General features: G+C 46.5%; 23 protein-coding genes and 2 pseudogenes. 14 read left to right on the top strand and 11 right to left on the bottom strand.

Features of this window, described 5'->3' with window-relative positions; translation table 11 throughout:
* The first annotated feature begins 47 nt into the window (after window positions 1-47).
* From M2108_RS12610 to M2108_RS12600, 3 genes are all read left to right on the top strand, one after another.
* Complete coding sequence (locus M2108_RS12610; RefSeq protein ID WP_277469686.1) at window positions 48-1283, top strand: M24 family metallopeptidase; 1236 nt, start codon at window positions 48-50, stop codon at window positions 1281-1283.
* An 84-nt stretch (window positions 1284-1367) separates the two neighbouring features.
* Window positions 1368-1682, top strand: coding sequence for a DMT family transporter (locus M2108_RS12605; RefSeq protein WP_277469685.1), 315 nt, complete (start codon window positions 1368-1370; stop codon window positions 1680-1682).
* A gap of 125 nt (window positions 1683-1807) precedes the next feature.
* The gene (locus M2108_RS12600) at window positions 1808-2878 is read left to right on the top strand and encodes a substrate-binding domain-containing protein (RefSeq protein WP_277469684.1); all 1071 of its coding nucleotides are present in this window, start codon (window positions 1808-1810) and stop codon (window positions 2876-2878) included.
* A gap of 22 nt (window positions 2879-2900) precedes the next feature.
* Here the strand turns inward: M2108_RS12600 and M2108_RS12595 are convergent, their stop codons facing one another.
* The gene (locus M2108_RS12595; protein ID WP_277469683.1) at window positions 2901-4715 is read right to left on the bottom strand and encodes a sensor histidine kinase; all 1815 of its coding nucleotides are present in this window, start codon (window positions 4713-4715) and stop codon (window positions 2901-2903) included.
* 74 nt (window positions 4716-4789) lie between these two features.
* On the opposite strand from M2108_RS12595, the gene M2108_RS12590 reads away from it, so the two are divergent.
* The 9 genes from M2108_RS12590 to M2108_RS12550 all read left to right on the top strand — a co-directional run bounded on the left by M2108_RS12590 (window position 4790) and on the right by M2108_RS12550 (window position 15786).
* On the top strand, window positions 4790-6187 hold the full coding sequence (locus M2108_RS12590) for a response regulator transcription factor (RefSeq protein WP_277469682.1): 1398 nt from the start codon (window positions 4790-4792) through the stop codon (window positions 6185-6187).
* A gap of 36 nt (window positions 6188-6223) precedes the next feature.
* On the top strand, window positions 6224-7672 hold the full coding sequence (locus tag M2108_RS12585) for an ABC transporter substrate-binding protein (RefSeq protein ID WP_277469681.1): 1449 nt from the start codon (window positions 6224-6226) through the stop codon (window positions 7670-7672).
* A 204-nt stretch (window positions 7673-7876) separates the two neighbouring features.
* Window positions 7877-9046 carry a substrate-binding domain-containing protein gene (locus M2108_RS12580; protein WP_277469680.1) on the top strand — a complete coding sequence of 390 codons (1170 nt, stop codon included), beginning with the start codon at window positions 7877-7879 and terminating at the stop codon, window positions 9044-9046.
* Window positions 9047-9127: 81 nt separating this feature from the next.
* The gene (locus M2108_RS12575) at window positions 9128-10627 is read left to right on the top strand and encodes a sugar ABC transporter ATP-binding protein (RefSeq protein ID WP_277469679.1); all 1500 of its coding nucleotides are present in this window, start codon (window positions 9128-9130) and stop codon (window positions 10625-10627) included.
* Window positions 10608-11591, top strand: coding sequence for an ABC transporter permease (locus M2108_RS12570; protein WP_277469678.1), 984 nt, complete (start codon window positions 10608-10610; stop codon window positions 11589-11591). The genes M2108_RS12575 and M2108_RS12570 overlap by 20 nt, the downstream gene beginning before the upstream one ends.
* Window positions 11592-11612: 21 nt before the next feature.
* Window positions 11613-12782, top strand: a complete 1170-nt coding sequence (locus M2108_RS12565) for a Gfo/Idh/MocA family protein (RefSeq protein WP_277469677.1) — start codon at window positions 11613-11615, stop codon at window positions 12780-12782.
* Between the two features lie 18 nt (window positions 12783-12800).
* Window positions 12801-13838: a zinc-dependent alcohol dehydrogenase family protein gene (locus tag M2108_RS12560; RefSeq protein WP_277469676.1), complete on the top strand. Its 1038-nt coding sequence runs from the start codon at window positions 12801-12803 to the stop codon at window positions 13836-13838.
* Between the two features lie 41 nt (window positions 13839-13879).
* The gene (locus tag M2108_RS12555; RefSeq protein ID WP_277469674.1) at window positions 13880-14728 is read left to right on the top strand and encodes a sugar phosphate isomerase/epimerase family protein; all 849 of its coding nucleotides are present in this window, start codon (window positions 13880-13882) and stop codon (window positions 14726-14728) included.
* Window positions 14729-14817: 89 nt separating this feature from the next.
* Complete coding sequence (locus tag M2108_RS12550) at window positions 14818-15786, top strand: sugar phosphate isomerase/epimerase family protein (protein ID WP_277469673.1); 969 nt, start codon at window positions 14818-14820, stop codon at window positions 15784-15786.
* Window positions 15787-15849: 63 nt separating this feature from the next.
* Here the strand turns inward: M2108_RS12550 and M2108_RS12545 are convergent, their stop codons facing one another.
* The 4 genes from M2108_RS12545 to M2108_RS12530 form a co-directional block, all read right to left on the bottom strand.
* A complete protein-coding gene (locus M2108_RS12545) occupies window positions 15850-15975 on the bottom strand; it encodes an S-layer homology domain-containing protein (RefSeq protein WP_277469708.1) in 126 nt (41 codons plus the stop codon).
* Window positions 15976-16086: 111 nt separating this feature from the next.
* The gene (locus M2108_RS12540) at window positions 16087-16473 is read right to left on the bottom strand and encodes a hypothetical protein (protein ID WP_346780556.1); all 387 of its coding nucleotides are present in this window, start codon (window positions 16471-16473) and stop codon (window positions 16087-16089) included.
* Window positions 16474-16949: 476 nt separating this feature from the next.
* Window positions 16950-18050: a DUF4179 domain-containing protein gene (locus M2108_RS12535; RefSeq protein WP_277469671.1), complete on the bottom strand. Its 1101-nt coding sequence runs from the start codon at window positions 18048-18050 to the stop codon at window positions 16950-16952.
* Window positions 18047-18571: a sigma-70 family RNA polymerase sigma factor gene (locus M2108_RS12530; RefSeq protein WP_481856903.1), complete on the bottom strand. Its 525-nt coding sequence runs from the start codon at window positions 18569-18571 to the stop codon at window positions 18047-18049. Before M2108_RS12530 ends, M2108_RS12535 begins: the two co-directional genes overlap by 4 nt.
* A 668-nt stretch (window positions 18572-19239) precedes the next feature.
* On the opposite strand from M2108_RS12530, the pseudogene M2108_RS12525 reads away from it, so the two are divergent.
* Together M2108_RS12525 and M2108_RS12520 are read left to right on the top strand one after the other, a co-directional pair.
* Window positions 19240-19578: pseudogene (locus tag M2108_RS12525) on the top strand (ThuA domain-containing protein); the annotation flags it as partial.
* Window positions 19579-19584: 6 nt separating this feature from the next.
* A pseudogene (locus M2108_RS12520) lies at window positions 19585-19671 on the top strand (RNA polymerase subunit sigma-70); the annotation flags it as partial.
* A 7-nt stretch (window positions 19672-19678) separates the two neighbouring features.
* Here the strand turns inward: M2108_RS12520 and M2108_RS12515 are convergent.
* The 6 genes from M2108_RS12515 to M2108_RS12490 form a co-directional block, all read right to left on the bottom strand.
* Complete coding sequence (locus M2108_RS12515) at window positions 19679-20398, bottom strand: response regulator (RefSeq protein ID WP_277469668.1); 720 nt, start codon at window positions 20396-20398, stop codon at window positions 19679-19681.
* The gene (gene dcuS / locus M2108_RS12510) at window positions 20395-22011 is read right to left on the bottom strand and encodes a DcuS/MalK family sensor histidine kinase (RefSeq protein ID WP_277469667.1); all 1617 of its coding nucleotides are present in this window, start codon (window positions 22009-22011) and stop codon (window positions 20395-20397) included. Before dcuS ends, M2108_RS12515 begins: the two co-directional genes overlap by 4 nt.
* 99 nt (window positions 22012-22110) lie before the next feature.
* Window positions 22111-22467, bottom strand: coding sequence for an FMN-binding protein (locus M2108_RS12505; RefSeq protein ID WP_277469666.1), 357 nt, complete (start codon window positions 22465-22467; stop codon window positions 22111-22113).
* 12 nt (window positions 22468-22479) lie between these two features.
* Window positions 22480-23907 (bottom strand): flavocytochrome c, encoded by a 1428-nt coding sequence (locus M2108_RS12500; protein ID WP_277469665.1) that lies wholly within the window; start codon window positions 23905-23907, stop codon window positions 22480-22482.
* 108 nt (window positions 23908-24015) lie between these two features.
* Entirely contained in the window at window positions 24016-24447 is a 432-nt protein-coding gene (locus M2108_RS12495; protein ID WP_280777039.1) for an S-layer homology domain-containing protein, read from the bottom strand.
* Window positions 24448-24738: a hypothetical protein gene (locus tag M2108_RS12490; RefSeq protein ID WP_280767988.1), complete on the bottom strand. Its 291-nt coding sequence runs from the start codon at window positions 24736-24738 to the stop codon at window positions 24448-24450.
* Window positions 24739-24826: the final 88 nt, after the last annotated feature.

Below are 24826 nucleotides of genomic sequence, written 5' to 3'. Positions count from 1 at the left end.
GAGATTAAACAGTTTATCATTCATCTAATACTTAGGAGGTACTACTCATGATCTCAAATGCTGCATTGAAATGGATTCCGGACAAGTTCGAAAGATTCGCACGCTACGGGCAGTTCCAAGGCCCAGGTGAATTGATTACAAACGAGGACTACAAAGCCCGTGTTGAAATAGCCAAGAAAAAAATAGCGGATGAAGGACTGGATGCGCTGATCGTCTTCGGCGACTGCTACCGGATGTCAAACATCCGCTGGCTGGTCAATTACCGGACCATCGACGGCGTTTACCCGCAGCCGATGTTGCTGTACATCGTGCCTGACCGCGATCCCGTATTCTTCCTGCCGATGAGCGAGATTCCTTCGGCGCATACCAGCTCGGCGATGTCGGTGCTGGGCGGCGACATCCGCGAGATCCGCAAGGACTGGGCGCCGTTCCTGAAGGAACGCGCGGCGAAGGACAAACCGAAGAAGGTCGGTATCTGCGGCTACACGTACATGGATCTGGAGTTCTGGTTCCCGATCAACGAAGCCTTTGGCGACAGCGTAACCCGTTCGATGATCATCGAGCAGCTGAAATCGAAGAAAAACGAAGCGGAAATCGCCTCGATGAAACGCGCGGCTAAAGTGTGCGACGCCGGGATCGAAATGCTGATGGATCTGCTTCGTGACAGCGAAGGCATCACGGAGCTTGAAGCGACCTCCCTTGTATACGCTGCCATGTTTGCGAATGGCGCCCACGCCATCGCTTATGACATCATGATTCAATCCGGTGAGAACACCGAGGTCCTATTTAAGCGGCCGACAGAGCGCCCAATCAAGCGCGGCGATCTGGTGATGATGGACTACGGCATCCGGGTCAACGATTACGCGTCCGACAATGCGCGTACGATCTGTTACGGCGATGTAGGCAAAGAAGCGCGGCATCTGATGGAGGCGTGCTCGATGGGTTACGAGGACTGCCTGCAGAAGATCAAAGCCGGCATGACCGGGATCGAAGCGGATCTGATCATCCGCGAGGCCTTCCGCAAATACGATGTGGAGCAGTACCTGGTGGAAGTAAGCGAAGGGCGGACCGGCGCGCATGCGACAGGGATGGACCCTGAGGAGGATATTCCGGAAATCGGCCCGGCCTGCGACAACGTGCTGGAAGAAGGCCAGACCTTTGCCTACGAATTGTCCCTGATCGTTCCGGGCATCGGCGGTGTTCGTACAGAAGACCAGGTGGTTGTGCGCAAGAACGGACTGGAGCCCTTCCATACCTTCAACCGCTTCCTGTATGTTGACTAGCTTTTAAACGAACCATTTTACAGGACCTGATGTTGAACCTTAACGTCAGGTCCTGTTTTATGGATGGGCAAGGGGAGAGACATTATGGGGTGGATCTATTTATTTCTGGTCATCGTTACGAATGTAATGGCGGTAGTATCCTTTAAGCTCTATTCTTTACAGGCCAATTCTTTCTTTTTTTATTTAGGGTATGCCCTAACCGGAATCTGTTATTTCTGCCTGTCCTTAAGTATCAAACATCTGGGCATGACCTTGCCGTATGTGGTATGGTCCGGCGCAGCGATCGTGCTGGTGGCCATTTTAGGCTTTGTTTTTTTTGATGAATCGATGTCGGCCATGAAAATAATCTTTGCTTCCCTTATTCTGGTTGGCGTGGTCGGGATGGTCGTATCAGAGTAACAACTCCCTTATACTGAAAAATTGGGATTAAATGAAAGGGGTTCCAGTTCTTCGCCATACAAGGGAAAGCCCTTCTGAGCTAAGATAAACGTAGAGTTGTTCAAATATGAGGAGGATACTTGTCGATGAAACTAGTGAAATGGTTCGGTTATGCAGGGCTTGTTATTGTACTGCTTATTACGGTTGCCTGCCGCAATTCCGGCAGCACTCCGAACAAGAACACTAATGCAAACATTCCTCCGGGAGCTGCTGCGGATATCTCAGCGAAGATCGATTACGGATTGTTTTGCGGTGACGGCTGTCAAGAGGTACTAACACTGGAGGCTCCGCGAGAATCCATTAAAGGCAAGGTCGGCGTCGTTGCTTCAGGGACCTTTCCGTATGGCTCGGGGACGATGAGAATGGCGGAGGAAGCGGCGAAAAAGTATTTTCCGAATATGGAGGTCATCATCGGCAACGGTAAGAGCGATCCGGTCATCCAGAGTTCGGTCATCGATGATTTTATTGCCCAAAAAGTGGATGTACTGGTCATCGACCTCGTGGAGAAGGACACCGTTGATGCGGCGCTTAAGCGGGCTAAGGCGGCGGGCATTCCGATTATTCTGATCGACCGCTGGACCAGCGTGGAACCGCTTACGCTGATTAAAGCCGAAGATGTCGAGGTGGGCAGAAAAGCCGGTCAGCAGGTGGTGGCCTTGCTGGGCGGCAAAGGCAATGTCGTTGAAATCAAAGGCACGGCGGCTTCGACGACGACGATTGACCGTAATAAAGGAATTCTGGAAGCGTTCGAGGGTTATCCGCGGATTAAGATTATAGAAAGCATGAATGCCAATTTCGATCAGGGAATGGGCTTTAAAATGATGGAGCATGTGCTTCAGCGTTTTCCTTCCGGAGAAATCAGCGCAGTCGTCTCCCATGCCGACGTAATGACGATGGGAGCAATCGAAGCGATAAAAGCGGCCGGGAGAGAGGATGAAATCATCGTTGTAAGCGTAGATGCGCAGGAAACGGCTCTGGAAGCCGTGGAGAAAGGAGAAATTCATGCTACGGTAGCTTACCCGATCGTCATGCCGATGGGCCTCATCGCTGCGGCCAAAACAATCGCCGGCGAAAGCATGCCGAAATTCATAGAGCTGGAGGCACCTATCGTGACCAAAGAAAATGTTTCGAAATATAAGGGCATTACAGGTTATTAGGAAGGAGGGGAGTTGATGGCAGTCATCTTGGTTTCGAATGTAATAAAGGCATATGGAACTCAATATATGTTCCGTTTCCCTCAGAACTATCAATATGGTAGTAAGCCTGCTCGCCAAATACGATAATAAATCGGCGATATGCGTTATAGATACCCGTGTGTTGATGGAAAAAGGGGTCGGTTGTCTCACCACGGCTTTCAATCATCTGATGAAGCTTGTCCAGGACTTCCGCAGGCATGCTAATTCCCGTATTGTGAACACTAACACGTAAATAGTTTTCGTTCACCAAGGTAACGTGCACCTTTAAAAGAAATTCCTCGTTACTCATAGACGGACTCCAGCCGTATTTAATCGCATTCTCTATATAAGGCTGGATGCTCAGTTTCATCACCGGTACACTCATGGTGTCAGGATCTATGTCAAAATCAGCCCTCACATTCTTACCGTTACGGTAGTAGTGGATAGACATAAAGTTTCGGATGTAGTCCATTTCCTCTTTTAACGAAGCCCAACCGCTGTCATTCCGCACGGTGTATCTCATCATACGCGATACGGATTGCACCATTTCGCCGACTGCCTCGCCATTATTGCGGATGGCATAGGATTCGATCGTTTCCAAGGTGTTGAACAAAAAATGGGGATTGATCTGAGCCTGAAGCTGTAGAAGCTCCCGTTCCTTTTCATTCATTTTGGACTGGTAAACCTCAAGCTCCATGTCTTGCAGCTTGATTAACATCTGGTTATAGCTATGGATGAGGAAACCGATCTCATCGTGGCGGTTGGTCAAGAGAACTGGGACGTAAAGGCCTCGCCCCAGATTTTTCATCCCTTTATGTAAGCTGTAAAGGGGCTGAAGGATCTTGTTCATTACCGGAAAGGCCATAATCAGCGCTATGCTTAAGCTAACGGCCGCAATTAGAAGGGTCAAATAATAGGTTTGGGTTACTCCCGCTTTAATCCGGCTTAGGGGGGCCGTCCATATTAATGCCCACTCCGAGTCAGAGAGCTCCGTGTAGCTTGCTTCATATTCGATCTTGTCAGAACTAAACAAAAAATGGTTCTGCCCTTTTGGTTGAGTTTTCTGTGATTTCTGAAAATTCAGTAGCAGGGTTTGATCCACTGGCTCGCTCGATACAGCGCTTCCGGACGTTTTATTATATAACGTAAGTTGACCGCCTGCTTCCTTTTTACCGCTGCTGAGCATGCCGGTTAATTTATCCTCCCGAATCTCGATAATAAACCAGGACATGGCCTCCCCGGTATTGATGTTAATGATCGGACGCACATAGGAGAAAACAGGATCCTTTGTGTATGAGATATACTGCATCGGATGCGGAGACATAAGCTGTGGAGTTCTTATGGACAATAAGGACTCATACAGCTTATTGCCGGTAAAAGAATAGGTCGGGTCCAGGCTTTTCTGGTATGACTCGAAATATACTTTGCCCAATCGGTCCAGATAAAGGGTGCCAAGCACTTCGGGGTGGAATTGAAGCGAATTCTGAACGATAGAACGAAATTGAATGATATTATCAGCTTGATCTGCCAAATGATCGGCAGGTGTATTTACATACTTTTGAAATTGCTGATTGGTGAACAAATTATCAAAGGATTGATTCAGACTTTGTAAATAATTAGACATTTCTCTTGAAACAAATTGGGTATACTGATTAGAAATCTGCGCCGAATAGCTTGTGCTGGAGCGAAACATTAAATACTCAGAACTGGTACTAACCAGAAAAATGGGGATAATCGAAAGAAAAATGAGAAGAATAAACAGTTTGAGCTTTAAAGATAAATGGGTTAGTATTCGTTTTAGGGATTCCAAGAACCGCAATATCGTGTCCCCCTTACAAGATTATCCAAACAAGTCTAGTGGCTTGAAGGAGATGGAAGTATATGAAAATATGTGTGGCCGATGATGAGCTGGAGGTCAGGATCAGCATTATTCAGAAGTTGAAAGTCCTGTTTCCTCACGAGCAAATTTTTGACGTCGGGTTTGGCAGGCAGGCCGTGGAACAAATCACCTTGCTTCAGCCCGATTTGGTATTTCTGGATATCCGCATGCCTGAGCTGGATGGAATTGAAGTGCTTCGTTTACTAAGACAGACATATCCCCAATTATCTGTAGTAATTATATCAGGGTATGATGATTTTGAATATGCACGGAAAGCGCTTCAATATGGGGCGAAAGATTATCTCCTGAAACCAGCGGACCGTGCTAAGCTGTATGAAATTGTGGAAAAGGTAAAGATAGAGCGTGTCTCTGCTTTTCTGAATGAACTGGAAATGCTTATCACAAAAACGCCGAGAGCGCGTGCTATTCTTAAAGATATACATCCCGTCAACGTAAGTTCATGGTTTGATGAGCGGGAAACTAAGCGCATCATTATTGGAGATGAGCTTGCCGCAGATGAGGAGTCTCCCCAGAATATTTTGTTTACGTTCTCTACGGATGCCGGAGTGCAGGGAAAGGTTGTTCAAATAAGCCTGGATCATGGACAAGGATGTTTCTGGGACAGGGATTCGTTTGTGGATGCCCTGCTGGTTGAGAATCAGCGGCATAAGCAGCTCCGCTTTTTTCAGAATACCCATTTTGTAACAACCGCTAGTCCCAAGGAGCAGAAGGAAGCGGGGAAGCAGGCTGCTGAGTTGCGGCGGGATATGGTAGTCCGTGCAAGACTCGGTGATTTTTCGGGATTGGAGCTCTATCTTGAGCAGTGGTTTGGGTGCCTGGAGCGTGCAGGATATGAGGAGATGCAGAAGGAATGCGGCTATCTCATGTCTTTGCTGGACGAAGGGCTTAGTAAGCAAGATGTCATTTATCTCGAAGAAGATACCTTATATTATTGGGCGGATTGGGTATCGAAGTATCGTACCTGGGATGAGCTTAAGGGGAAAATCGAAAAAATCGTTCTTGGCGGAGTAAAGGCTTTAAAAAGTCTTGAGCAGCAGCCGGAGCAGCAGATTTCGGGTTCCCAGCATTGGTTCCAGCAAGCGCTTCAACTGATTGAAGCTTCCAATGATCCAAATCTAAGTCTGGAATCGGTGGCGGAGGCTGTAAATGTACATCCAGTTACTTTGAGCCGAATTTTTAAGCAGCAGACGGGTGTGAATTTCGTGCGCTACTTGACTCAAAAGCGGATGCAGCTGGCTCAGACCTTGCTGCTGCACACGAATAAAAGAATAATTGAAATTGCGGAAGAGGTAGGATACTCGGATTATCCCTATTTTCGCAACAAATTTAAGAAGGAATTTGGATTATCCCCGTCTGAGTTCCGAAAGAGTCATGGTCTTGTAACGGAATAATTCCAACATAATGATTCCTGGGAGAAGGAGGAATATATGAATAAAAACACTTGGTTGCGCTTACTATTGTTAATGCTCGTATGCGGTGTGATCGGAACAGGGTGCTTGAATCGTTGGATTCAACACCCTGAATCGGAGAATGCGGACAGTCATTCCCAGGAACAAGTACTGCACGTGCTGTACGCAACCAATGAAGCTGGCTCGGAGGCCATTATCGCCGCCACTCAAAAATATGAACGGCAGACTGGTATCCGGATTGAATTGGACGCGCTGCCCTATAATAATCTTCAGGAGAAAGTATTTTCAGAGCTCGCGCAAAAAAGCGGACACTATGATTTGATGGCTGTGGATACACCGTGGATGCCAAAGATCATTCAACATTTGGAGCCGCTGGGTTCCTACATTCAGAATACGGAACGGCCGAAATCCATTCAGTTGGACGATTTTATTACCAAGGTTTTTTTGGACACCTCTGTTTATAAAAAGGATAATCCGCAAGAGGATCCGCCTCGGTTGAAGTCTATTAATCAGAAAGACATTACAGCAGCCGGTTATGATATATGGAGTCTCCCGATTCAATCGAATATCTTAACGGTCAGCTATCGGAAAGACTTGTTTCAGGATCTCAACTATCGCAAGGAATTCCGGGAACGGTATCATCGGGAGTTAGCCATTCCGCGTACATTCGACGAATACGTTGAGCTTGCTCAATTTTTCACTAGAGATACAGACCATGACGGGGAAACGGATTTGTATGGAACGACTTTGATGGGCAGCAAGCATGAAGCAAACTTTGTTGATTTCAAGTCGTTCCTCAATTCATTTGGCGGCCGGTTGTTTGATGATAAGCTCGAACCTGTTTTTCAAAATGATAAAGGAGTACTGGCTCTTGAGACATATGGGGGATGGATTCATCAATATAAGGTTACTCCGCCGGATGTTCTAAGCTACACTTGGGATGAGGTTTCCATTCGGTTCGAATTTGGTCAGGTGGCTATGGGCATGAACTACCACAACATGAAGCTGAATCCAGGAGTTGGTGGGGAAGTAGGCTATTTCATGTTCCCAGGATCCATTGTAGGCGGCAACCTGGTTCGGGGTCCTCATTTTGGTTCTTGGGGAATCGCTGTAAATCATTATTCGGGGCGTAAAGCGGCAGCTTACGACCTTGCGGAATATTTAACGAGCCCTGAGGCACAGCGTGAATATTTGCAATTCAATCAGCATGTTACACGTAAATCAGCTTATGAGCATGCGGAGAATTTAATGGACCCGGCGTTGCGTGAATATTATCAGGTGCTTGGCGATTCATTAAGTGTTGGAGTTGGCCGGCCTCGAATTACGAATTATGATCAGGTTTCGGAAGCGGTGACGAATGCTTTGCATGATTATTTAACAGGCAAGAAAACGGCCCCGGCAGCACTTTCGGAGGCAGCGGTACTTGTGAAAAGGCTTATGCAACAAGCCGGTTACAGTAAAGATTAATCTCGAAATCCCGGGGCGCCGTTCATTAGCGGCGTCACCGGGATTTTTTTCTTGTATCATCAACCTGTTAAAAAGTTCTCCCCTCCATGCTAAATTAGTCGGCTACCTCACACGTGAGCTAAGCCCTATACTTGGTTTATCAGCCAAGCAAGCTTAGCTTGTGGATGATAATAACAAATCATATACAAAGCGGGGGATAAACAAATGAAAAAGGGTTTATTTACAGGAGCATGCTTAGCGCTTGCGCTTAGTCTAACCATTACCGGCTGCGGCAAGAAAACAGAGGCAACCAATGAAAACCCGCAGCAGGAAAATCCGAACTACAGTGCAAGCACAGGGCCGCTGACGATCAATCCTAATATTCCAGACCTTGAAGTTCGCGATAAAGGGCCTAACGGTGAACAGGCTGTTTCAGCCAAATTACTTCAGCTAACAGCAGAAGAACTGCAGAAAATTAAAGATGGTAAATACAAAGCGGCGATTGTCATGCACTACTCGGGTACGGATTATATGAGTGCTTCTGTGAATGCGATGAAGGATACATTTGTAAAAATGGGTATCGAAGTTGTTGCTGTTACGGATGCACAGTTCAAAGCGGAAAAGCAGGTGAATGATATTGAAACTGTGCTTGCGAAAAAGCCGGACATCATGATTTCCGTACCTGTCGATTCGGTATCAACGGCGGGTGCTTACAAAAAAGCTGTTGATCAGGGAGTGAAGCTGGTATTTATGGATGGAGCAGCCGACGGAATGGTTGCTGGTAAGGATTATATAAGCATCGTATCCGGGGACAACTACGGCAATGGTGCATTGGCTGCTGAAATTATGGCGGAAAAGCTGGGCGGCAAAGGGAAGGTCGGCATTGTATACCACGATGTGAACTTCTTCGTGACGAAGAATCGCTCCGACGCCTTTGAAGCAACTTTGAAGGAGAAATACCCGGATATCGAAATTGTAACGAAAGGCGGTATTACCGATCCGAATAAAGGGGAGGAGGTTGCCGCAGGTATGCTTACCAAATACCCGGATATCGACGGTATCTTTGCTCCATGGGATGTACCAGCGGAGGGAGTAATGGCTGCTGCACGTACGGCAGGAAGAGATGATCTTATCGTAACGACTGTAGATTTGGGTACGAACGTAGCCATCTCCATTGCTTCCGATGGCATTGTGCAAGGACTTGGAGCGCAGCTTCCTTATGACCAGGGTGTAGCGCAGGCGATTCTTTCGGGTTATGCCTTGCTTGGCAAGGAAGCACCAGCTTATGTGGCTTCTCCAGCTATTAAAGTAACTAAGGAGAATGTACTGGACAGCTGGAAGCTGATCTACGGCACTGATGCTCCGGCCAGTGTTCAGGATGCTTTTAAGAAATAAGTACACAGGCAAAAAAATAACTGAAGCGAAGGCTGCCCTTGCATGCAGCCTTCCGCTTCAAGGCAAAGAGGGTGAACAATCATGGGGCAGCCCATCCTTGAAATGAACGGCATTAACAAAGCGTTCAATGGTATACCGGTTCTCCGCGACGTTGAATTTTCTCTGGAAAAGGGCGAAGTTCACGCTCTAATGGGCGGGAATGGCGCAGGGAAATCCACACTGATGAAAATACTGACCGGAGTCTATAGCGCCGACCAAGGTGAGATTTATATCGATGGTGCTGAAGTAAGTATTAATAGTTTTGAAGACGCCCAGAAAAATAAGATATCGATGATTTTTCAGGAGTTCAGCTTAATCCCGACGTTAACGGTGTCCCAAAATATTTATTTGGGGAGAGAAGCCAAGACCGCGTATGGTTTTTTGGACGATAAGGAAAATGAGCGTAAAACGGAACAGCTGTTAAAGGAACTGGGTGTTAATATCCAACCTACGGAACTGGTGCAAAATCTGGGTGTCGGCTATTGGCAGATGACGGAAATTGCTAAGGCTCTCTCTCAGGATACCAAAATTCTGATCATGGACGAACCTACCTCTTCGTTAACCAAAAGCGAAACGGAAATTTTATTCTCTTTTATTAACCAATTGAAAGCAAAGGATTATTCCATTATCTACATTTCCCACCGGATGGATGAAATCTTTCAAATATGCGATCGCATTACAATCATGCGGGACGGCAGAAACGTGATTACGGAAGCTTGCGCCGAGACAGATATGGATAGCGTGATCCAGCATATTGTTGGGGCGGAGTTCAACAAGGCTTTTGAATGGAAGGAGCGGAGCTATCGGACTGACGTGGCGCCCGTAATGGAAATTAGAAATCTTACATCGGGAACGAGGGTGCGGGACATCAGCCTGTCTGTGTATCCGGGCGAGATCGTCGGCATCGCAGGTCTGATGGGAAGCGGAAGAACTGAACTGCTGAGAGCCATATTCGGAATCGATCCAAAAGAAAGCGGAGAAGTGCTTGTGGAGGGAAGGAAGCAGGGAATCAAAAATGTACAGGACGCCATCGAGGCGGGATTAGCGCTGATTCCTGAGGACCGCCGAATGCAGGGCTTGGTGCTGCAGCACAGCGTGAAGGATAATATGGTCCTGCCTATTCTGTCTAAAGTGAAAAAAAGGATACTGCTGGACAACAAAAAAGCCAATGACATCAGCAAACGTTTTGTCGAAAAGCTCAATATAAAAACGGATAACATCTTTAAACAAGTCAACCTGTTATCAGGGGGGAATCAGCAAAAAATCGTTCTGGCCAAATGGCTGGCTAATGAACCGATGGTGCTATTACTGGATGAACCCACGATTGGTGTGGATATTGGAGCGAAAACGGAAATTATTGAAATCATTCGTGAAATGGCAGACAGCGGCAAAGGTATCATTGTGGTTTCTTCAGAACTCTCCGAGCTTCTTGCGCTCAGTGATCGGGTGATTGTACTGCATGAAGGATGCGTGAAAAAGGAACTGAGTCGCATGGATATTAAATCAGAGGAGGAGCTGCAGTATGCAATCCAGGGATTCTAACGTACAGGTAGCGAAATCCGCCTTTAACTTGAAAAAGTTTGAATGGCGAAATTATATTGTTTACTTAGCATTTTTCGGAGTGTTTATCTATTTTTCTGTATTGCTGTTTGACGATGGATTCCTTACTTCAGGCAACCTGCTCAACATCGTTAGACAAACAACGACGATTACGTTAATGGCGCTCGCAATGACGTTCGTAATTAGTACCGGGGAAATCGATCTCTCTGTCGGTTCCATCACGGCATTATCTTCGTTGGCCGGGGCATTGGCGCTCGAATCTGGCTTGGGTATTGTGGGTGGTTTTGTCGCCGGAGTAGGAACAGGAGTCATTGTCGGATTGATTAACGGTCTGCTTGTAACGAAGGTTGCAATTCCTTCTTTCCTCGTAACGTTAGGGACGATGGGAGCAGTCAAAGGGGTTGCGATGTGGATCACGGGAACGGCACCGGTGGCTATTGTGGATACGAAATTTAACTATGTATTTGGATCGGGTGATATCGGTCTGATACCAATTTTGCTGATTTGGACGATTATATTCGCAGTAATAGCCCATATTCTGCTTCGCAAGACGTCATTTGGACGTCAGGTTCTGGCTACTGGCGGGAATGAGAATGCGGCCCGTTTCTCTGGTGTGAAGACCATGAAAATAAAGCTTCTGGTATTTCTGGGCACAGGGTTTATGGCAGGTCTGGCCGGTTTATTGTATGCGGGACGGATGAACGCTGGACGCTTTTCCTTTGGTGAGGGCGATGAGCTGTCGGTTATTGCCGCAGTAATTCTGGGAGGTACCAGCTTGTTCGGCGGAGTGGGTACGGTAATCGGAACGGTCGTGGGCTCCCTGATGATTGGAACGATAAATAATGGGCTCATTATTATGGGATTGGATGTCAGTCAGCAGATGATCATTAAGGGATTAATTATTATTCTGGCGGTTGCTTTCGGCAAGAAAGCATTGAAAAAATAAACAAGGGGCGGGGGGCTGGAGATGAAAGACATTATAAAAGTTGGCATCATTGGAACGGGGTTCATCGGACCCGCTCATATTGAAGCCATCAGGAGGTTGGGATTTGTTCGAGTCGAAGCGATTGCCGAGCACGGCTTGGAAAGAGCGCAGAGCTTGGCGGAAAAGCTGAGCATTCCCAAGGCTTATGGGGACTATAGGGAAATGCTGAATGATCCCGACATCGACGTGGTTCATAATTGTACACCGAATCATCTACACTACGGAATTAATAAAGAAATCATGCAAGCGGGCAAACATGTATTGTCCGAGAAGCCGCTTGCGATGAACAGCGAGGAAAGCGCGGAGCTGCTTAGATTAGCGAAACAGTATGGGATAGTTCATGGAGTCAATTTCAACTATAGAAAGTACCCTATGATGAAACAGGTCTCAGAAATGGTTAAACATGGGGAACTGGGAAAAGTAAATCTTGTCCACGGCAGCTACCAGCAGGATTGGCTCCTGTACGATACGGATTTCAATTGGCGGCTTGCCAAAGATGTAGGCGGTAAATCCCGTGCAATTGCCGATATCGGATCTCACTGGTGCGACACCGTGCAATATGTAACGGGGAAAAAAATCGTAGAGGTGTTCTCCGATTTATGGACTGTTCATCCGATACGAAAAAAACCGATGGCGATTGGCGCGACGTACAGCAGGGAATCTCAAAATAATATAGACTATGAGCCAGTTGAGGTAAGCACGGAGGATTATGGATCGGTTCTGATTCATTTGGAAGACGGCAGCAGAGGGGTGTTCACAGTGTCACAAGTGAGCGCTGGCCGGAAAAATAGATTAAGCTTCGAATTGAACGGCAGCCAGAAGTCCGTGTTTTGGGATCAGGAAGAGCCGGGACAATTGTGGATTGGTCACCGCGATCAGCCGAATCAAAGGCTTACTGCTGATCCTGCCCTGTTTCATGATGGAGCCAAGTCTTCGATTCACCACCCGGGCGGACATACTGAAGGCTGGCCGGATTCGATTAAAAATATGATGCTTGGATTTTACACGTTTATCCGGGAGGGGAAGAACCCTTTGCACGATATAACGGATTTCGCCACCTTTAAGGACGGTCATTTCTCCATGTGTATTACAGACGCGATCCTGCAAAGTCATGAACAAAAGAAATGGGTCACAGTCCAGCAGCATTCATAAAAAAATGGAGGGGTAAAAATGTCTAAGACAATGAAAGCGGTAGTATTTCCTGGCGACAAAGTAGTGGAAATTCGTGAGGTGCCGATCCCGGCTCCGGGTTCTGGTGAGGTTCTGATTAAATTAAAAGCATCGGCTATTTGCCGCAGTGATATGAGCTTGTATTACGGCAATCGTGGCGTGGTCGGGCAGGGCCATTCCGGATGTGTACATCCAGGGCATGAGCCGGCAGGGGAAATTGTTCAGGTGGGCGAAAAAGTCAGCCGTTACAATACCGGTGATCGTGTCGCGGTCTACCTGGCCATTGGCTGTGGCGAGTGCGAGTATTGCAGAAGCGGCTACCGAATGTTTTGTAAGGAGTGGCAGTGCATTGGCTTTGACCAACATGGCGGTGATGCGGACTACATGGTTGTACCTGAGGAAAACTGTATGAGAATTCCGGATGGGATGAGCTATGTCACCGCTGCAGTATCCACGGACGCTGTAGGCACTCTCTACCATGCGCAGAAAAGACTGGCCGTAAATGGGCGTGACACGATTGTTATTTTTGGACTTGGGCCAATGGGCGGCGCCGGCGTAATGGTAGCAAAGGGTCTGGGAGCAACCGTTATTGCTGTAGATATGTTGGATGAGCGCCTGGAAGTAGCCAAGGAACTGGGTGCAGATTATACGATCAATGCAAAATCCAATGTACTGGAACAGCTTATGGAGATTACGAATGGTCGTGGCGTGGATGTAGGGATTGATTGCTCAGGTAGCCCAATTGCGCAAAACACGATTCTAGACAGTCTTCGTCCTCACGGCAGGGCAGCGTTTATTGGGGAAGGGAAGGAAGTAACGATCAAACCGAGCGAACAGTTGATCCGCAAACAAATTACGGTGATGGGCTCATGGTACTTCCCGATTTTCGAATTCAATGAGATCACAAGATTCATTATGAACAAGAATCTTCCGGTAGAAAAGCTGGTATCCCATACCTTCAAGATTGAGGAAGCGGAAACGGCCTTCCGCATGTTTGATGAAAGAAAAACAGAAAAAGCTGTATTTGTCTGGGAATAGAAAGTTGAAATTCAATTCTTCATTATAAGGAGAGGGTATTCATGAAAGGCATCTCTTTTAACACTTGGACGTACAGCGGTTTTCCTGTGTGGGTTCCTTCCTATCCGCTGGAGGAAACGATCCGCAGAATAGCTTCTTTCGGCTACGACGGCATTGAAATCGGCTGCGCCAGCCCGCATGCTTGGCCGGATCATGTGACACCAGAGCGCCGCGTTCAAATTATGAAGCTGCTGCGGGCGGAGAATCTGAAAGTGTCGTCCATGCTGCCAGCACCCGGGGGCGGACCCGGTAATAATCCGAGCTCGCCGCTGTCTGAGGAACGCAAATATACTATTAATCATTACAAGGATGTGCTTCGTTTAGCCCACGATTGGGAGTGTCCGACTGTAATGTACATTGCCGGATGGGTCGTGTATGGCACCACTCAATCAGATGCATGGAATTACAGTCTCGAGGGACTCATCGACATCGGTAATTATGCCAAGGAATTAGGCATTACCATGGTGGTAGAGCCTACCCCTACAGACAGCAACTTGATTGAAACGGCAGATGATGCGCTGCTCTTAAGTGAGCAATCGGGCTTGTCGAACGTCAAAGTGATGTTTGATACGTTCCATGCGCTATACCGTAATGAAGTGGTCAGTGATTATGTATACCGGATGGCGGATAAGCTTCACCACGTACATCTCGCCGATAGCGACCGTTTGCCTCCGGGACAAGGCCGCTGTGATTTTACGGAAGTATTCAAGGCCCTCAAGGCGATCAATTACGACGGCTATCTCTCCATGGAAGTCGGGTTCCATACCAGACAAGCAGAACCGGATTGGTATGCGAGAACATCAATTGAATACGTTAAAGCCAAGTTGAATGAATTGGATTGGAAGTATTAATAGATTCATCAAAAAGCCGTCGGGCCAGTAACCGACGGCTTTTCATTATAATGATCTGCCGAAGAAGACAAAACAGGAGGAATTTATTCATGAAGTTAGGTGTTTTTACGGTATTATTTCAAGATCTGATGTTTGAAGATATGCTTGATCGAGTGAAAGCATACGGAATCGATGCGATTGAAATTGGCACAGGAGGATACCCGGGAGATTCACATTGCCCAGTTGATTTGTTATTGTCGGACGAGCAAAGCCGAAAAAAGTATATGTCTGCTATTCAACAGAGGGGATTAACGATTTCGGCCTTAAGCTGCCACGGCAATCCGCTGCATCCCAATAAACAAACTGCGCAAGGCTATCATGATTCCTGGAGAAAAACGGTTATGTTAGCTTCCAAGCTTGAAGTGGAGACAGTGATCGGGTTTTCGGGATGTCCGGGAGATTCACCGCTTTCCAAATCGCCGAACTGGGTTACTTGTGCCTGGCCGCCCGATTATCTTGAAACTTTGGATTGGCAATGGCAGGAAGTCGCTATCCCTTATTGGAAGGAAGAAGAAGAGTTCGCCAGGAGCCTTGGAGTAAAAATAGCACTTGAAATGCATCCCGGGTTCTTAGTGTATAATCCGGAAACCTGTCTGAAATTACGTGAGCAGACGGGACCGAATATCGGTGCGAACCTAGATCCGAGTCATCTATTTTGGCAAGGAATTGATGCTGCGGAAGCGGTTCGGATTCTTGGGCAAAAAGAGGCGCTATTTTATTTCCATGCGAAGGATACCAGCATTTCCAAGAGAAATGTGGCCCAAAATGGCGTTCTTGATCCTAAATCTTACACGGATTGGTTGAATCGCTCGTGGACTTTCCGCAGTGTAGGCTGGGGGCATGATACACCGGTTTGGAAGGAGATCATAAGTTCTTTAAGAATGGTGGGTTACGACAAGGTTATCAGTATTGAGCATGAGGATGGATTGGCTTCAACACATGAGGGTTTATCTAAATCTGTTGGTTTTTTAAAGGAAATCATACTGACAGAAGACCCAACAGACGCTTGGTGGGTGTGAATAACTGTAACGGCAAGAAAGACCATCCCTTTTGGGATGGCCCTTCCTGTTAATGAACCTCTCTTAATTCGCAGTTTCCAATAATCTGGAGACGATTGTTGCAAACTCTGCTCTGGTAATATCTTTTTCAGGCTTAAATGTATTGTCTGCGTAGCCTGTAATAATATTATTGGACGCGAGTGCATCAATGGAAGCATAATATCAGGCATTTTTTTGAACATCTGTGAGCATCATCCCATGCTCTGCCAACAAGCTGCATAGAGATAGAATATCCGCTGTCGTTCGTCCCTACAGGAACTACTACAGTAGGCAATCCGACAGTAACGTTAGTACGCCCGTTCCACGGTCAGAACTTAACTGAGAAGCTGCTGCGTCATTGTTATATACGTCACTAATAAATCCTGCGTAAACAACAGCATCAACTTTATTATCGTCCATCCACTGTCTGATAACTTCCTTATAGTCCGTTCTATACTTGATATAATCTTGAACAGCCTGTTCAGTCATACGAGTTGGAGTACTGTATGCTCTTTGATTATAAATAAGCACCTTATCTGAAGCTAATACACTTGCTATACCGTCTGTACCGCGGAAGTTAGTTAAGCTTGCGCCTGTAGATGGCGCATATAGAGATACCCCTGTTTGTGATCCCATTGCCGCTGCTGCGAAATCAGCAGCGACAGACACTGCCGATCCTCCACTGGAGCAAAAATATGTTTTGGATGGATATAGCGCATTCCATGTTTGCATCCAGCCACTTTCACTAAAGCTTCCGCTGTTTGAAACGGAATGACTCCCGAAGCCATAACGGATAACGCAATTGAAGTAGCTATAACTAAAGTCAATAAATAATATAAAATTTAATATAGTTCAGACTTTTAATACAAAGTAAAAGGTTTGTTTACCACTATTTGTAATATATAGCAAGCACGATTGGGGGTAGATTTGAAGATCGGGAAGAGCAAGATATATCGAAATATCTTATATACTGCATGAACGTGAGGTTACGTATCGCGGATAGAGAAGAGGGCGCTGATGAAGCTTTATCATGAGTTTTATAAGGCGAAGCGTTTACTAATAAATAGCCTGTAGGAATGAGACATTAAATGCCTCGATCCTGCAGGCTATCCCAAGTGATTTGCCGGAGATTTTTTGCCAATCTGCTATTGTACAGGCACTGTAAATTCAAGCTCAGGAATATATACTTTATTTTCTCTGGAGCGGATATACGGCTTTACGGTGACCGTTTTCGGCGTGGCTTCCATCGGCTCAAACATGGTTGTGTAGGATAAATAATCTCCTTCACCCGAACCGCTGCCTCCAATAGATGCCGGGGTTCGCCCATGCTCATCGGTAAGATCAAAATCAATATTCAGTAACCCTGAAATTTTATATTTTTCCGGAATCTTTTGCTGAAGCTCCTTAATGTCTTCACCGGGCTCACCCTTAATCTCGACAACCAAACGCGTCGTCGTTTGGCTAAGCTCAATTCGCTTAATTTTCATATGGATCTGATCGTGTGTCTTCATCTCTGCCGGGGTCAGCACGATACTGTTCGCAGTATTCTTTTTCACCGGAATATTGAATTCGAAATCCTGACTTAGCTTTGCTAATCTGATCACCATGGAAAAATCGAACTCGTCGGGCACCTCCAACGATTCGAAGGTGGTAACAATGATGGAGTCAGGGGCCTGGTCTCCGCCGGGGGAGATCCCCCAGCTGGTATTTACCAGTTCACCGTTGATAAAAAAGTCGATGTTGTTCACAAACCCTTCCGGACTCTGCTCGCTCCCCCACAAATCATAAAAAGTTTCATTCGTGTCCTCCGGCATATCACGGGTCAACACCAGAGATAAACGGCTCCCGTCATACATCAGTTCGGACACACTAAGCGTTACTCCTTGATGGATAACCGTCTGGTGGACAGCGGCAGTCATCCCTTTTTCATTCGCGTTTTGCAGCCCGAGGTCTCCCGCCAATCGGAAGACACTGTCTACGAAGGGGATTTGTTTCAAGGTTTGAGCCATCGCAGGTGAAATGAATCCCAAACCGATGAAAATAATTCCCGCAGCCGCCACACTTGCCGTTATAATCATAACATTCCGCAGCCAGCGGCTTTTTTTCTTGACAGGGACAGGCTTCGGGGGCACGCTGCTCAGCATTTGATAGGTTTGCTCCATACGGGCACGTACTAACTCCGGCATTTCTTCAATCCTCTGCTCTTTCAAAATTCCCAGATCAAGTTCAATTTCTGGATTACTCATGCGTTCACCTTTCTTTCTGCGGGGTCTGCAAGCCATCCATGTAACGTTTTCCTTGCCCTGTGCAGCCGTGTCTTGACTGCGCTCTCGGACAGCTCCAGGATGTCTGCAATCTGCTGCAGTGGAAGATCCTGAAAATAATGCAGGATAATGATCGTCCGCGACACTTCCTCCAGCCGGTAGACTGCTTCACGAAGATCGATAGCTTCAACTTCTGTGGAAACCGTTTGCCTCTGGGGCAGGTCAGCCATCGTGATATTCTGCGCGCGCTTACGTAAAATCAGATTGCATTCGTTGATCAAAATACGAAACAGCCATGTTTTAAAAAAACAGGGGCTGTGCAGCGTTGAAATAGCCTTGTAAGCCTTCAATACCGTTTCCTGCATCGCGTCCGCACAATCCTCATCCTTCTTCACAATGGATTTCGCCACATTGTACATTTGCAGCTCCAGCCTTTTCACAAGCTGGATGAAAGCTTCCTCGTCTCCTTCCTGCGCGTGCCTGACTTTTTCCTCTTGATCAATATCCAACCGTCACCCTCCATTCTCTATGAGGTCTTATTGTTCATTCGTTGTCGCCGTTTCTGCTGATTAGATGTACGAGAAGGGTAAAAGGTTACATCTATATTCTTTTATTCAGGTAATTCGATGTTAGAAAAGGGAAACGTACCCGGCGTCTTCTTATGTTAAACCAAGTGTGAGTGCGCTCTCCGTTATCTTAACCTTGAGCTGCATCCGTGTTCATGCAGTTGATTGCCCACATATGGCCGTCCAGGTCCTCGAATGCCCAATGAACATGAAGCCGTAATCTTCAGGCTCTTCGTACGATTTCCCGCCCAGGAAGACCGCAGTGTTCACGATTGCATCCACCTTTTCCCGGCTCTCGAAGGCCAGTGCGATCGTCATTTGCGCATACTTTTCTGTATCAACGGGATCACAATGGCTAGGACAGTATATCAACGAATATAATCCAGATTCTGCTTGTCGGTGTAGCATATGATTCGCAAAGGTACCGATGGGACGCGAAGCGTACGCCATCAGTCAGTCTTAGTGTAGAACGGGTAATGGCTGATTCCGGAACGATTATCAAGGATCGAACTTTGCTTGACGGTTATGGTAAGGGTGAGGTGGATGTTGATGATTTCTGTCATGTGCTTGCGAGGGTTGAGGGTGGTGTCTCGTCCACAATGGCCATCTGGGTGATTGAACCGGGCCATCCGATTGCAAAGGGAATTGGAGAGTATATTGAAATTCCAAAGGAAGAAATGTATGGCGAACGTTTTGGGATTCCGGCACCGGATGAGCTTATCTTTATTTCCTGGTTCGAAGGCGGAGAAGTGTTCCGCAGCGGCTGCTGCTACAAGCGCGGACAGGGCAACATCTTTTACTTTAAACCCGGGCATGAGACTTTTCCGGTCTATCATCAGCCTGAGATTCTTCAAGTCATCAGCAACAGCGTCCGGTGGGCAGCCAAAAGCAGCCTTGCTAAAGTCTCATACGGGCGCGTGGCCCCGCTTGAGCTGATTCCTTAAAACACAATCTCCATCGGCACCATCGGGCTGATTAAGGCGATTGCGAGCTATCGCCCGAATAAGGGAATGAAGCTCGCCACTTTCGCAGCCCGACCAGACATTATATATATTTGTTTATATTCAAATAGCCTTCTGGTGTAACACTATACTTATACACCGGTCTGCCTATAGAACCGTAGCTAAGCTCCATCTCAAGAATTCCGGCATCGGTCAAAAAAGCCAAATATTTGCGGATTGAAATCCGCGAAATTGGAGTCTGGCTGCTGATATCTTCTGTTGAAAATATGGGACTCTTAAGCTGAATAATCGTATTCCAAATGTTTTCAAGTGTGCTTTCGGCAAGTCCTTTAGGGATAGTTAGAATAGGAGAGGGATCCTCCTCGGCCCCCAATGAATAACGCAACAGCTTATCAAGCTGCTCCTGGTTAAGATTCTCCGTATGCATTAGATGGAAGTCTTGCTGATAGGCAGTCAGAGCAGCTTGAAAACGGGCAAACTCAAAGGGCTTGATTAAGTAATCAACAGCCCCGTTGTGCAGCGCCTTGCGGATACTTGCATTGTCGCTGGCTGCTGATATCACAATAATATCGACCTTACTTCCTTGCTCCCTTATGGATGAGAGGAGCTGGAGTCCACTGGTATGAGGCATATAAATATCCAGCAGGATAAGGTCTACTTCTTGGTGTATCAGCATCTTTAGAGCCTCATCACCTGATGCGGCCCAACCTACATACTCGAAGCCTTTAATTTGCTCCAGATAATAACGGTTGAACTTCGTTACCATCGGATCATCCTCAACAATCAGTACTTTTATGTTCATTCGGTATCTTCATCCTTTCCACCATAGGGGACATGGACTATAAACTTGGTTCCAAATTTTTTAGCAGCCGTTACATGAAGATGTCCTTGCAGTTTGTCTACACTTTTACTAACCAGATACAATCCAATCCCTCGATGTTCTCCCTTGGTAGAGAAGCCCTGGACAAAGATCTGCTCCTGCAGTGTCACAGGTATTCCCGGGCCGTTGTCACTAACTTCGCATATTAAATGATTATCTTTATAATGAAAAGCTAATTCAATTCGCTTCTTCTTCCCGTGTTCGCATGATACTTCCAGCGAATCTATTGCATTATCCAGCAAATTACCAGTAATGGTGATTAACTCATGAATAACATGCGGATCAGAAGACTCGGGCAGATAGCTATCTTCTGTAAGCAGTAACTCAATTCCCGTTTCGCGCGCCCGGCTTAATTTACCGAGAATGAATCCTGCCATGACCGGGTCTTTAATCTGTCTTGTAATGGATCCGATCTCTTTTTGATAGTTGCCCACGGTTCCTAAAATATATTGTTGAAGATCATCATAGAGTCCCATATGTGTCATGCCCATAATAACATGTAGCTTATTCATAAACTCATGGGCACCTGCTCTTAGAGCATCTGCGTATACAGAGATACCGGATAACCTTTCAGCCAGAACAGCAAGCTCTGTCTTGTCCCGGAAAGTAATGATAGCCCCGACTATTTCACCGTTAACACGTACCGGCAGACTGCTTATAAGCAGTGATATGCCACCCAGTTCCAACTCCTGATCCTGATTTCCTTCACCGCTAGCTAGAACGCGTTCTAGCTGCAGCTCTGGCCAATAATCGGCAATCATTCGGTTTATTAAAGAACCTGTGATCCCTGACTCTTTTAAAAGCCTCTGCGCCTCTGCGTTAATAAGGGTAGTGCGTGCTTCCTGGTCAACTGCAATGATTCCTTCACGTATTGACTCCAGCATAGCACTACGTTCTTGCAATAGTTTGGAAATGTCCACCGGCTCCATACCAAAGATCATTTTCTTAATCCGATCTGCCAAGACAAACGCACCCCCTGCTCCGAGGAAAGCTCCTGATAACAGGATGGCGATAATCGTCCATTCATTTAGCCGGACCAGGCGCTTAACTCTATCTAAGGAAAGACCAGCGATAACAGCTCCAAGCTGATGACCTCTTTCATCATAGACGGGAACGAATCCCCGTAATGAAGTGCCTAAGGGTCCTGCTCCTTCTGAGATGCTTTCATGTCCGGCTAGAGCCAATTCCTGCCCGCCCCCTGCAAAGGGGTATCCAACAAAGGAGGGATCAGGATGGGAGTACCGGATACTATTCATATCTATTACCACCACAAACATAATATCGTTACGTCGGGTAATCTTGGAGGTGTAGGCTTGAATCTCCTTGTTGTTTCCAGTCTTTAGCCCCTCTGAAATCATTGGCATAAGAGCGATTGTACGGGCAATCGTAATTGCCTTGTCCTCCAGTGCATGCCGGGTCTGTGGAATGATCTGATTACGGAAAATAATATATAAAACAAGTAGCACCAGAATTACAACGGCAGATACCATTATTGCTACCGTTGTTCTAAGACCATATCTTTTTCCTTTGGCCAATCGTACATTTCCTCCTGTAATGAGTTGAACAAGCCCAGCTCTTCTTCTGTCAGGGACAGGAGTGCTGGGCTTATTGTCTTTCTAAATGTATTAGAGCAGCTATTTCTTTTTGGCTTGTTCCAATGCTTGTGTTACCGCTTCTATTATACCGCCACTGGAACCGGAAGCGCCTGAGAGGGCGTCTACTCCTTCTGTGGTTTGCTTTTCTATAATCTCGGGGATCGTATTCTCGATAGCAGCATCAATCATTGCCTGTGTTTCCTTATGTTCTTGCACGGTAATGGCTTCGATTTTTTCATCTTTTATTTCGACAGCTACCTTAATGTCACTCTTTACCCCTTTACCCGTACCATCATAAGTTCCATCTACATACTGGCCTGAAGAAGAGCAGCCTGTCGAGATTATAGCTAAGGCTGCAAAAGCAGAAAGCAAAAGAACCTTTGTCCACTTATTCATATCAATTCCTCCTTATTGGTTCAATGATTTCACGGCTTCGTCTGCCGCGATTCGTCCAAAGGTGATGATGTCCGCAAGTGCGTTTCCACCAAGCCGGTTGCCGCCATGTACGCCGCCTGTCACTTCTCCGGCAGCATACAGTCCCTTGATAATTTGGTCATTAGTATCCAGCACTTGAGCTTGAGTATTGATAACTACTCCACCCATAGTGTGGTGAATTCCCGGTGTTACCTGAATGGCATAATACTTGCCTTGCTCAAAAGACAACACAAGATCCGCCCGCTCGAAATCTGTATCTGTGCCGGAAGCAACAAATCCATTGTACCGTTCCAGTGTATCTGCCAGCGCCACAGCATCAATACCAATTTGTTGTGCAAGTTCTGCCGGAGTTGAGCCTTCTTTAACTAAATCCATTCCAAAATATACTTCAGTCGCTTTCAAATTTGCACGCAGCTCATCGTTAAAGATGAGGTACGCTACTTTTCCGGGTTGAGCCAGTATATTTTGAGAGACGACATCACGGGTCAATAATTCATTTGTAAATCGCTTGCCCTCGGTATTGACGAGGATTGCCCCGTCTCCGCGTACTCCTTCTGTTATTAACACGCCTTGGCCTGGGATAGTAGTTGGATGAATTTGAATTTCTTTCATATCAACAAGTTTGGCGCCAATTTGTTCTGCCATCGTTGTACCGTCACCTGTCGCACCTGGATGGTTGGTTGTGGAGAAGTCTGCAAGTTGCGGCTGGTAACTCTTAATCATCTCCATATTAGCTCCAAATCCGCCAGCAGCCAGGATAACGGAATCGGCATTAATCGTGTACTGCTTATTTTCTTTATCGGTAACTTTCACGCCGGTTACTACACCGTCTTTATTCTTGATGATTTCATTTGCAGTTGTTTGTAATCTTACATCAATGTTGTACTCTTCCAGCTTTTTCTTCAGTGCGACTACAATGAAATTCCCGGCAGCTTCGCCGCCGGCAGGGCGGTGGATACGATTAACACTTGCGCCTCCAGCGCGTCCCACTTCTGAGAGCTCGGCGCCATTCTCTTTCAGCCATTCTACTGAAGCTGCTGCACCGTTCGTAAGCGTTCTGACCAGATCGGGATTATTCAGGTTTTTGCCGCCCTTCATAGTATCCTCATAATGAAGCTCTGGACTGTCAACGATCCCTGCTGCCGCCTGATAAGGTGTTCCCGCAGCATTTAGTCCGCCTTCCGCCCGGACTGTATTTCCTCCAAGCATGGGCATTTTTTCAATTAAAATGACTTTGGCTCCCTGGTTATGTGCTTCAATGGCTGCAGTCATCCCGGCACCGCCACCACCAATAATAACAATATCTGTAGACTCCCCTTTATCAGAACATCCAGGCAGTACCACAAGACTTGCCAGTAATAATCCTTTGCCTAACAGAAACGCCAACTTTTTTCTATTCATAATTCTCCCCCCAAAAATGATTGTGCATTATTTCACAATTATCATAACTTGAATGCGGAGCTCTTGAAATATTTAGTAACTAAAGAAAGGATTAAATTACTAAAAAAACTATTTAGGAAATCTGTTTAATGATTGAAGAGATGGTACTAAACGTTGATCGATATCCTCGGCTCGAAGACAACCTGTAATAATATTATTGGATGCGAGTACATCAATGGAAGCATAATACCAGGCATTTTTTTGAACATCTGTGAAGGATGCATTTCCAGTACCTGTTAGCTTAAAAGCTCTAGTTATCAGCGCCGCTAATTCACTACGACTGATCTTCTCATCCGGACGGAAGCTTCCACCACTATAACCGTTCATCAAGCCTGATCCGGTAGCTGCCCAATAAACGTATTCGCCAGCTGCATCCGTGTTCATGTAGAAGCCGTAATCTTCAGGCTCTGCGTACGCCACCTCATCGTCAGATTGGTTACACGTAAGCCAGATTTTGCTTGGGTACACTATAGTTATGAACGGGAAAGTAATACCGTCCATTTATTGCTGCTCGGCAAATCTCCACCAGGCAAATGTTCCAGCTATTCCGGCTATACCCGTATACGTAAGGATCATTATACTGCTCTGTTTTAAAGAACCGGTGCTTTGAAATACCGACGGGATGGTCCATGGGAAATAGGGGGCAAATCCAAAAGAGGCCAACACACTGGAGAGAATGACGATGATCAGGATGAGTCCCAGTGGCGCCAGGTATCCCTTGGTCACATTGGCCGAAAGTGTGCTTGGTGTAGTAACAAAAATGTACAACAGTGATGTTAAAAGGAACCTCAAGAAGAAACTCCAAGTGAAAGAAGCTGACCCTAGATTTACAGCTTGCAAGGCCCAGCCCCAGCCCCAGACCGCCCTTTTGAATTTGCCG

It is taken from the genome of Paenibacillus sp. PastM-3 (genome assembly GCF_029893965.1).
GTDB lineage: Bacteria > Bacillota > Bacilli > Paenibacillales > Paenibacillaceae > Paenibacillus_AQ.
This window is presented reverse-complemented; position numbering and strand designations above follow the sequence as displayed.

What these genes read in the sequence shown, in the direction of transcription:
- M2108_RS12495 (WP_280777039.1), bottom strand. Translation starts at nt 24,447, where the DNA reads ATGGACGGTATTACTTTCCCGTTCATAACTATAGTGTACCCAAGCAAA.
- M2108_RS12500 (WP_277469665.1), bottom strand. Translation starts at nt 23,907, where the DNA reads ATGAATAGAAAAAAGTTGGCGTTTCTGTTAGGCAAAGGATTATTACTG.
- M2108_RS12580 (WP_277469680.1), top strand. Translation starts at nt 7,877, where the DNA reads ATGAAAAAGGGTTTATTTACAGGAGCATGCTTAGCGCTTGCGCTTAGT.
- M2108_RS12535 (WP_277469671.1), bottom strand. Translation starts at nt 18,050, where the DNA reads ATGAGTAATCCAGAAATTGAACTTGATCTGGGAATTTTGAAAGAGCAG.
- M2108_RS12605 (WP_277469685.1), top strand. Translation starts at nt 1,368, where the DNA reads ATGGGGTGGATCTATTTATTTCTGGTCATCGTTACGAATGTAATGGCG.
- M2108_RS12550 (WP_277469673.1), top strand. Translation starts at nt 14,818, where the DNA reads ATGAAGTTAGGTGTTTTTACGGTATTATTTCAAGATCTGATGTTTGAA.
- M2108_RS12575 (WP_277469679.1), top strand. Translation starts at nt 9,128, where the DNA reads ATGGGGCAGCCCATCCTTGAAATGAACGGCATTAACAAAGCGTTCAAT.
- M2108_RS12570 (WP_277469678.1), top strand. Translation starts at nt 10,608, where the DNA reads ATGCAATCCAGGGATTCTAACGTACAGGTAGCGAAATCCGCCTTTAAC.
- M2108_RS12585 (WP_277469681.1), top strand. Translation starts at nt 6,224, where the DNA reads ATGAATAAAAACACTTGGTTGCGCTTACTATTGTTAATGCTCGTATGC.
- M2108_RS12505 (WP_277469666.1), bottom strand. Translation starts at nt 22,467, where the DNA reads ATGAATAAGTGGACAAAGGTTCTTTTGCTTTCTGCTTTTGCAGCCTTA.
- M2108_RS12610 (WP_277469686.1), top strand. Translation starts at nt 48, where the DNA reads ATGATCTCAAATGCTGCATTGAAATGGATTCCGGACAAGTTCGAAAGA.
- M2108_RS12555 (WP_277469674.1), top strand. Translation starts at nt 13,880, where the DNA reads ATGAAAGGCATCTCTTTTAACACTTGGACGTACAGCGGTTTTCCTGTG.
- M2108_RS12600 (WP_277469684.1), top strand. Translation starts at nt 1,808, where the DNA reads ATGAAACTAGTGAAATGGTTCGGTTATGCAGGGCTTGTTATTGTACTG.
- M2108_RS12565 (WP_277469677.1), top strand. Translation starts at nt 11,613, where the DNA reads ATGAAAGACATTATAAAAGTTGGCATCATTGGAACGGGGTTCATCGGA.
- M2108_RS12515 (WP_277469668.1), bottom strand. Translation starts at nt 20,398, where the DNA reads ATGAACATAAAAGTACTGATTGTTGAGGATGATCCGATGGTAACGAAG.
- M2108_RS12560 (WP_277469676.1), top strand. Translation starts at nt 12,801, where the DNA reads ATGTCTAAGACAATGAAAGCGGTAGTATTTCCTGGCGACAAAGTAGTG.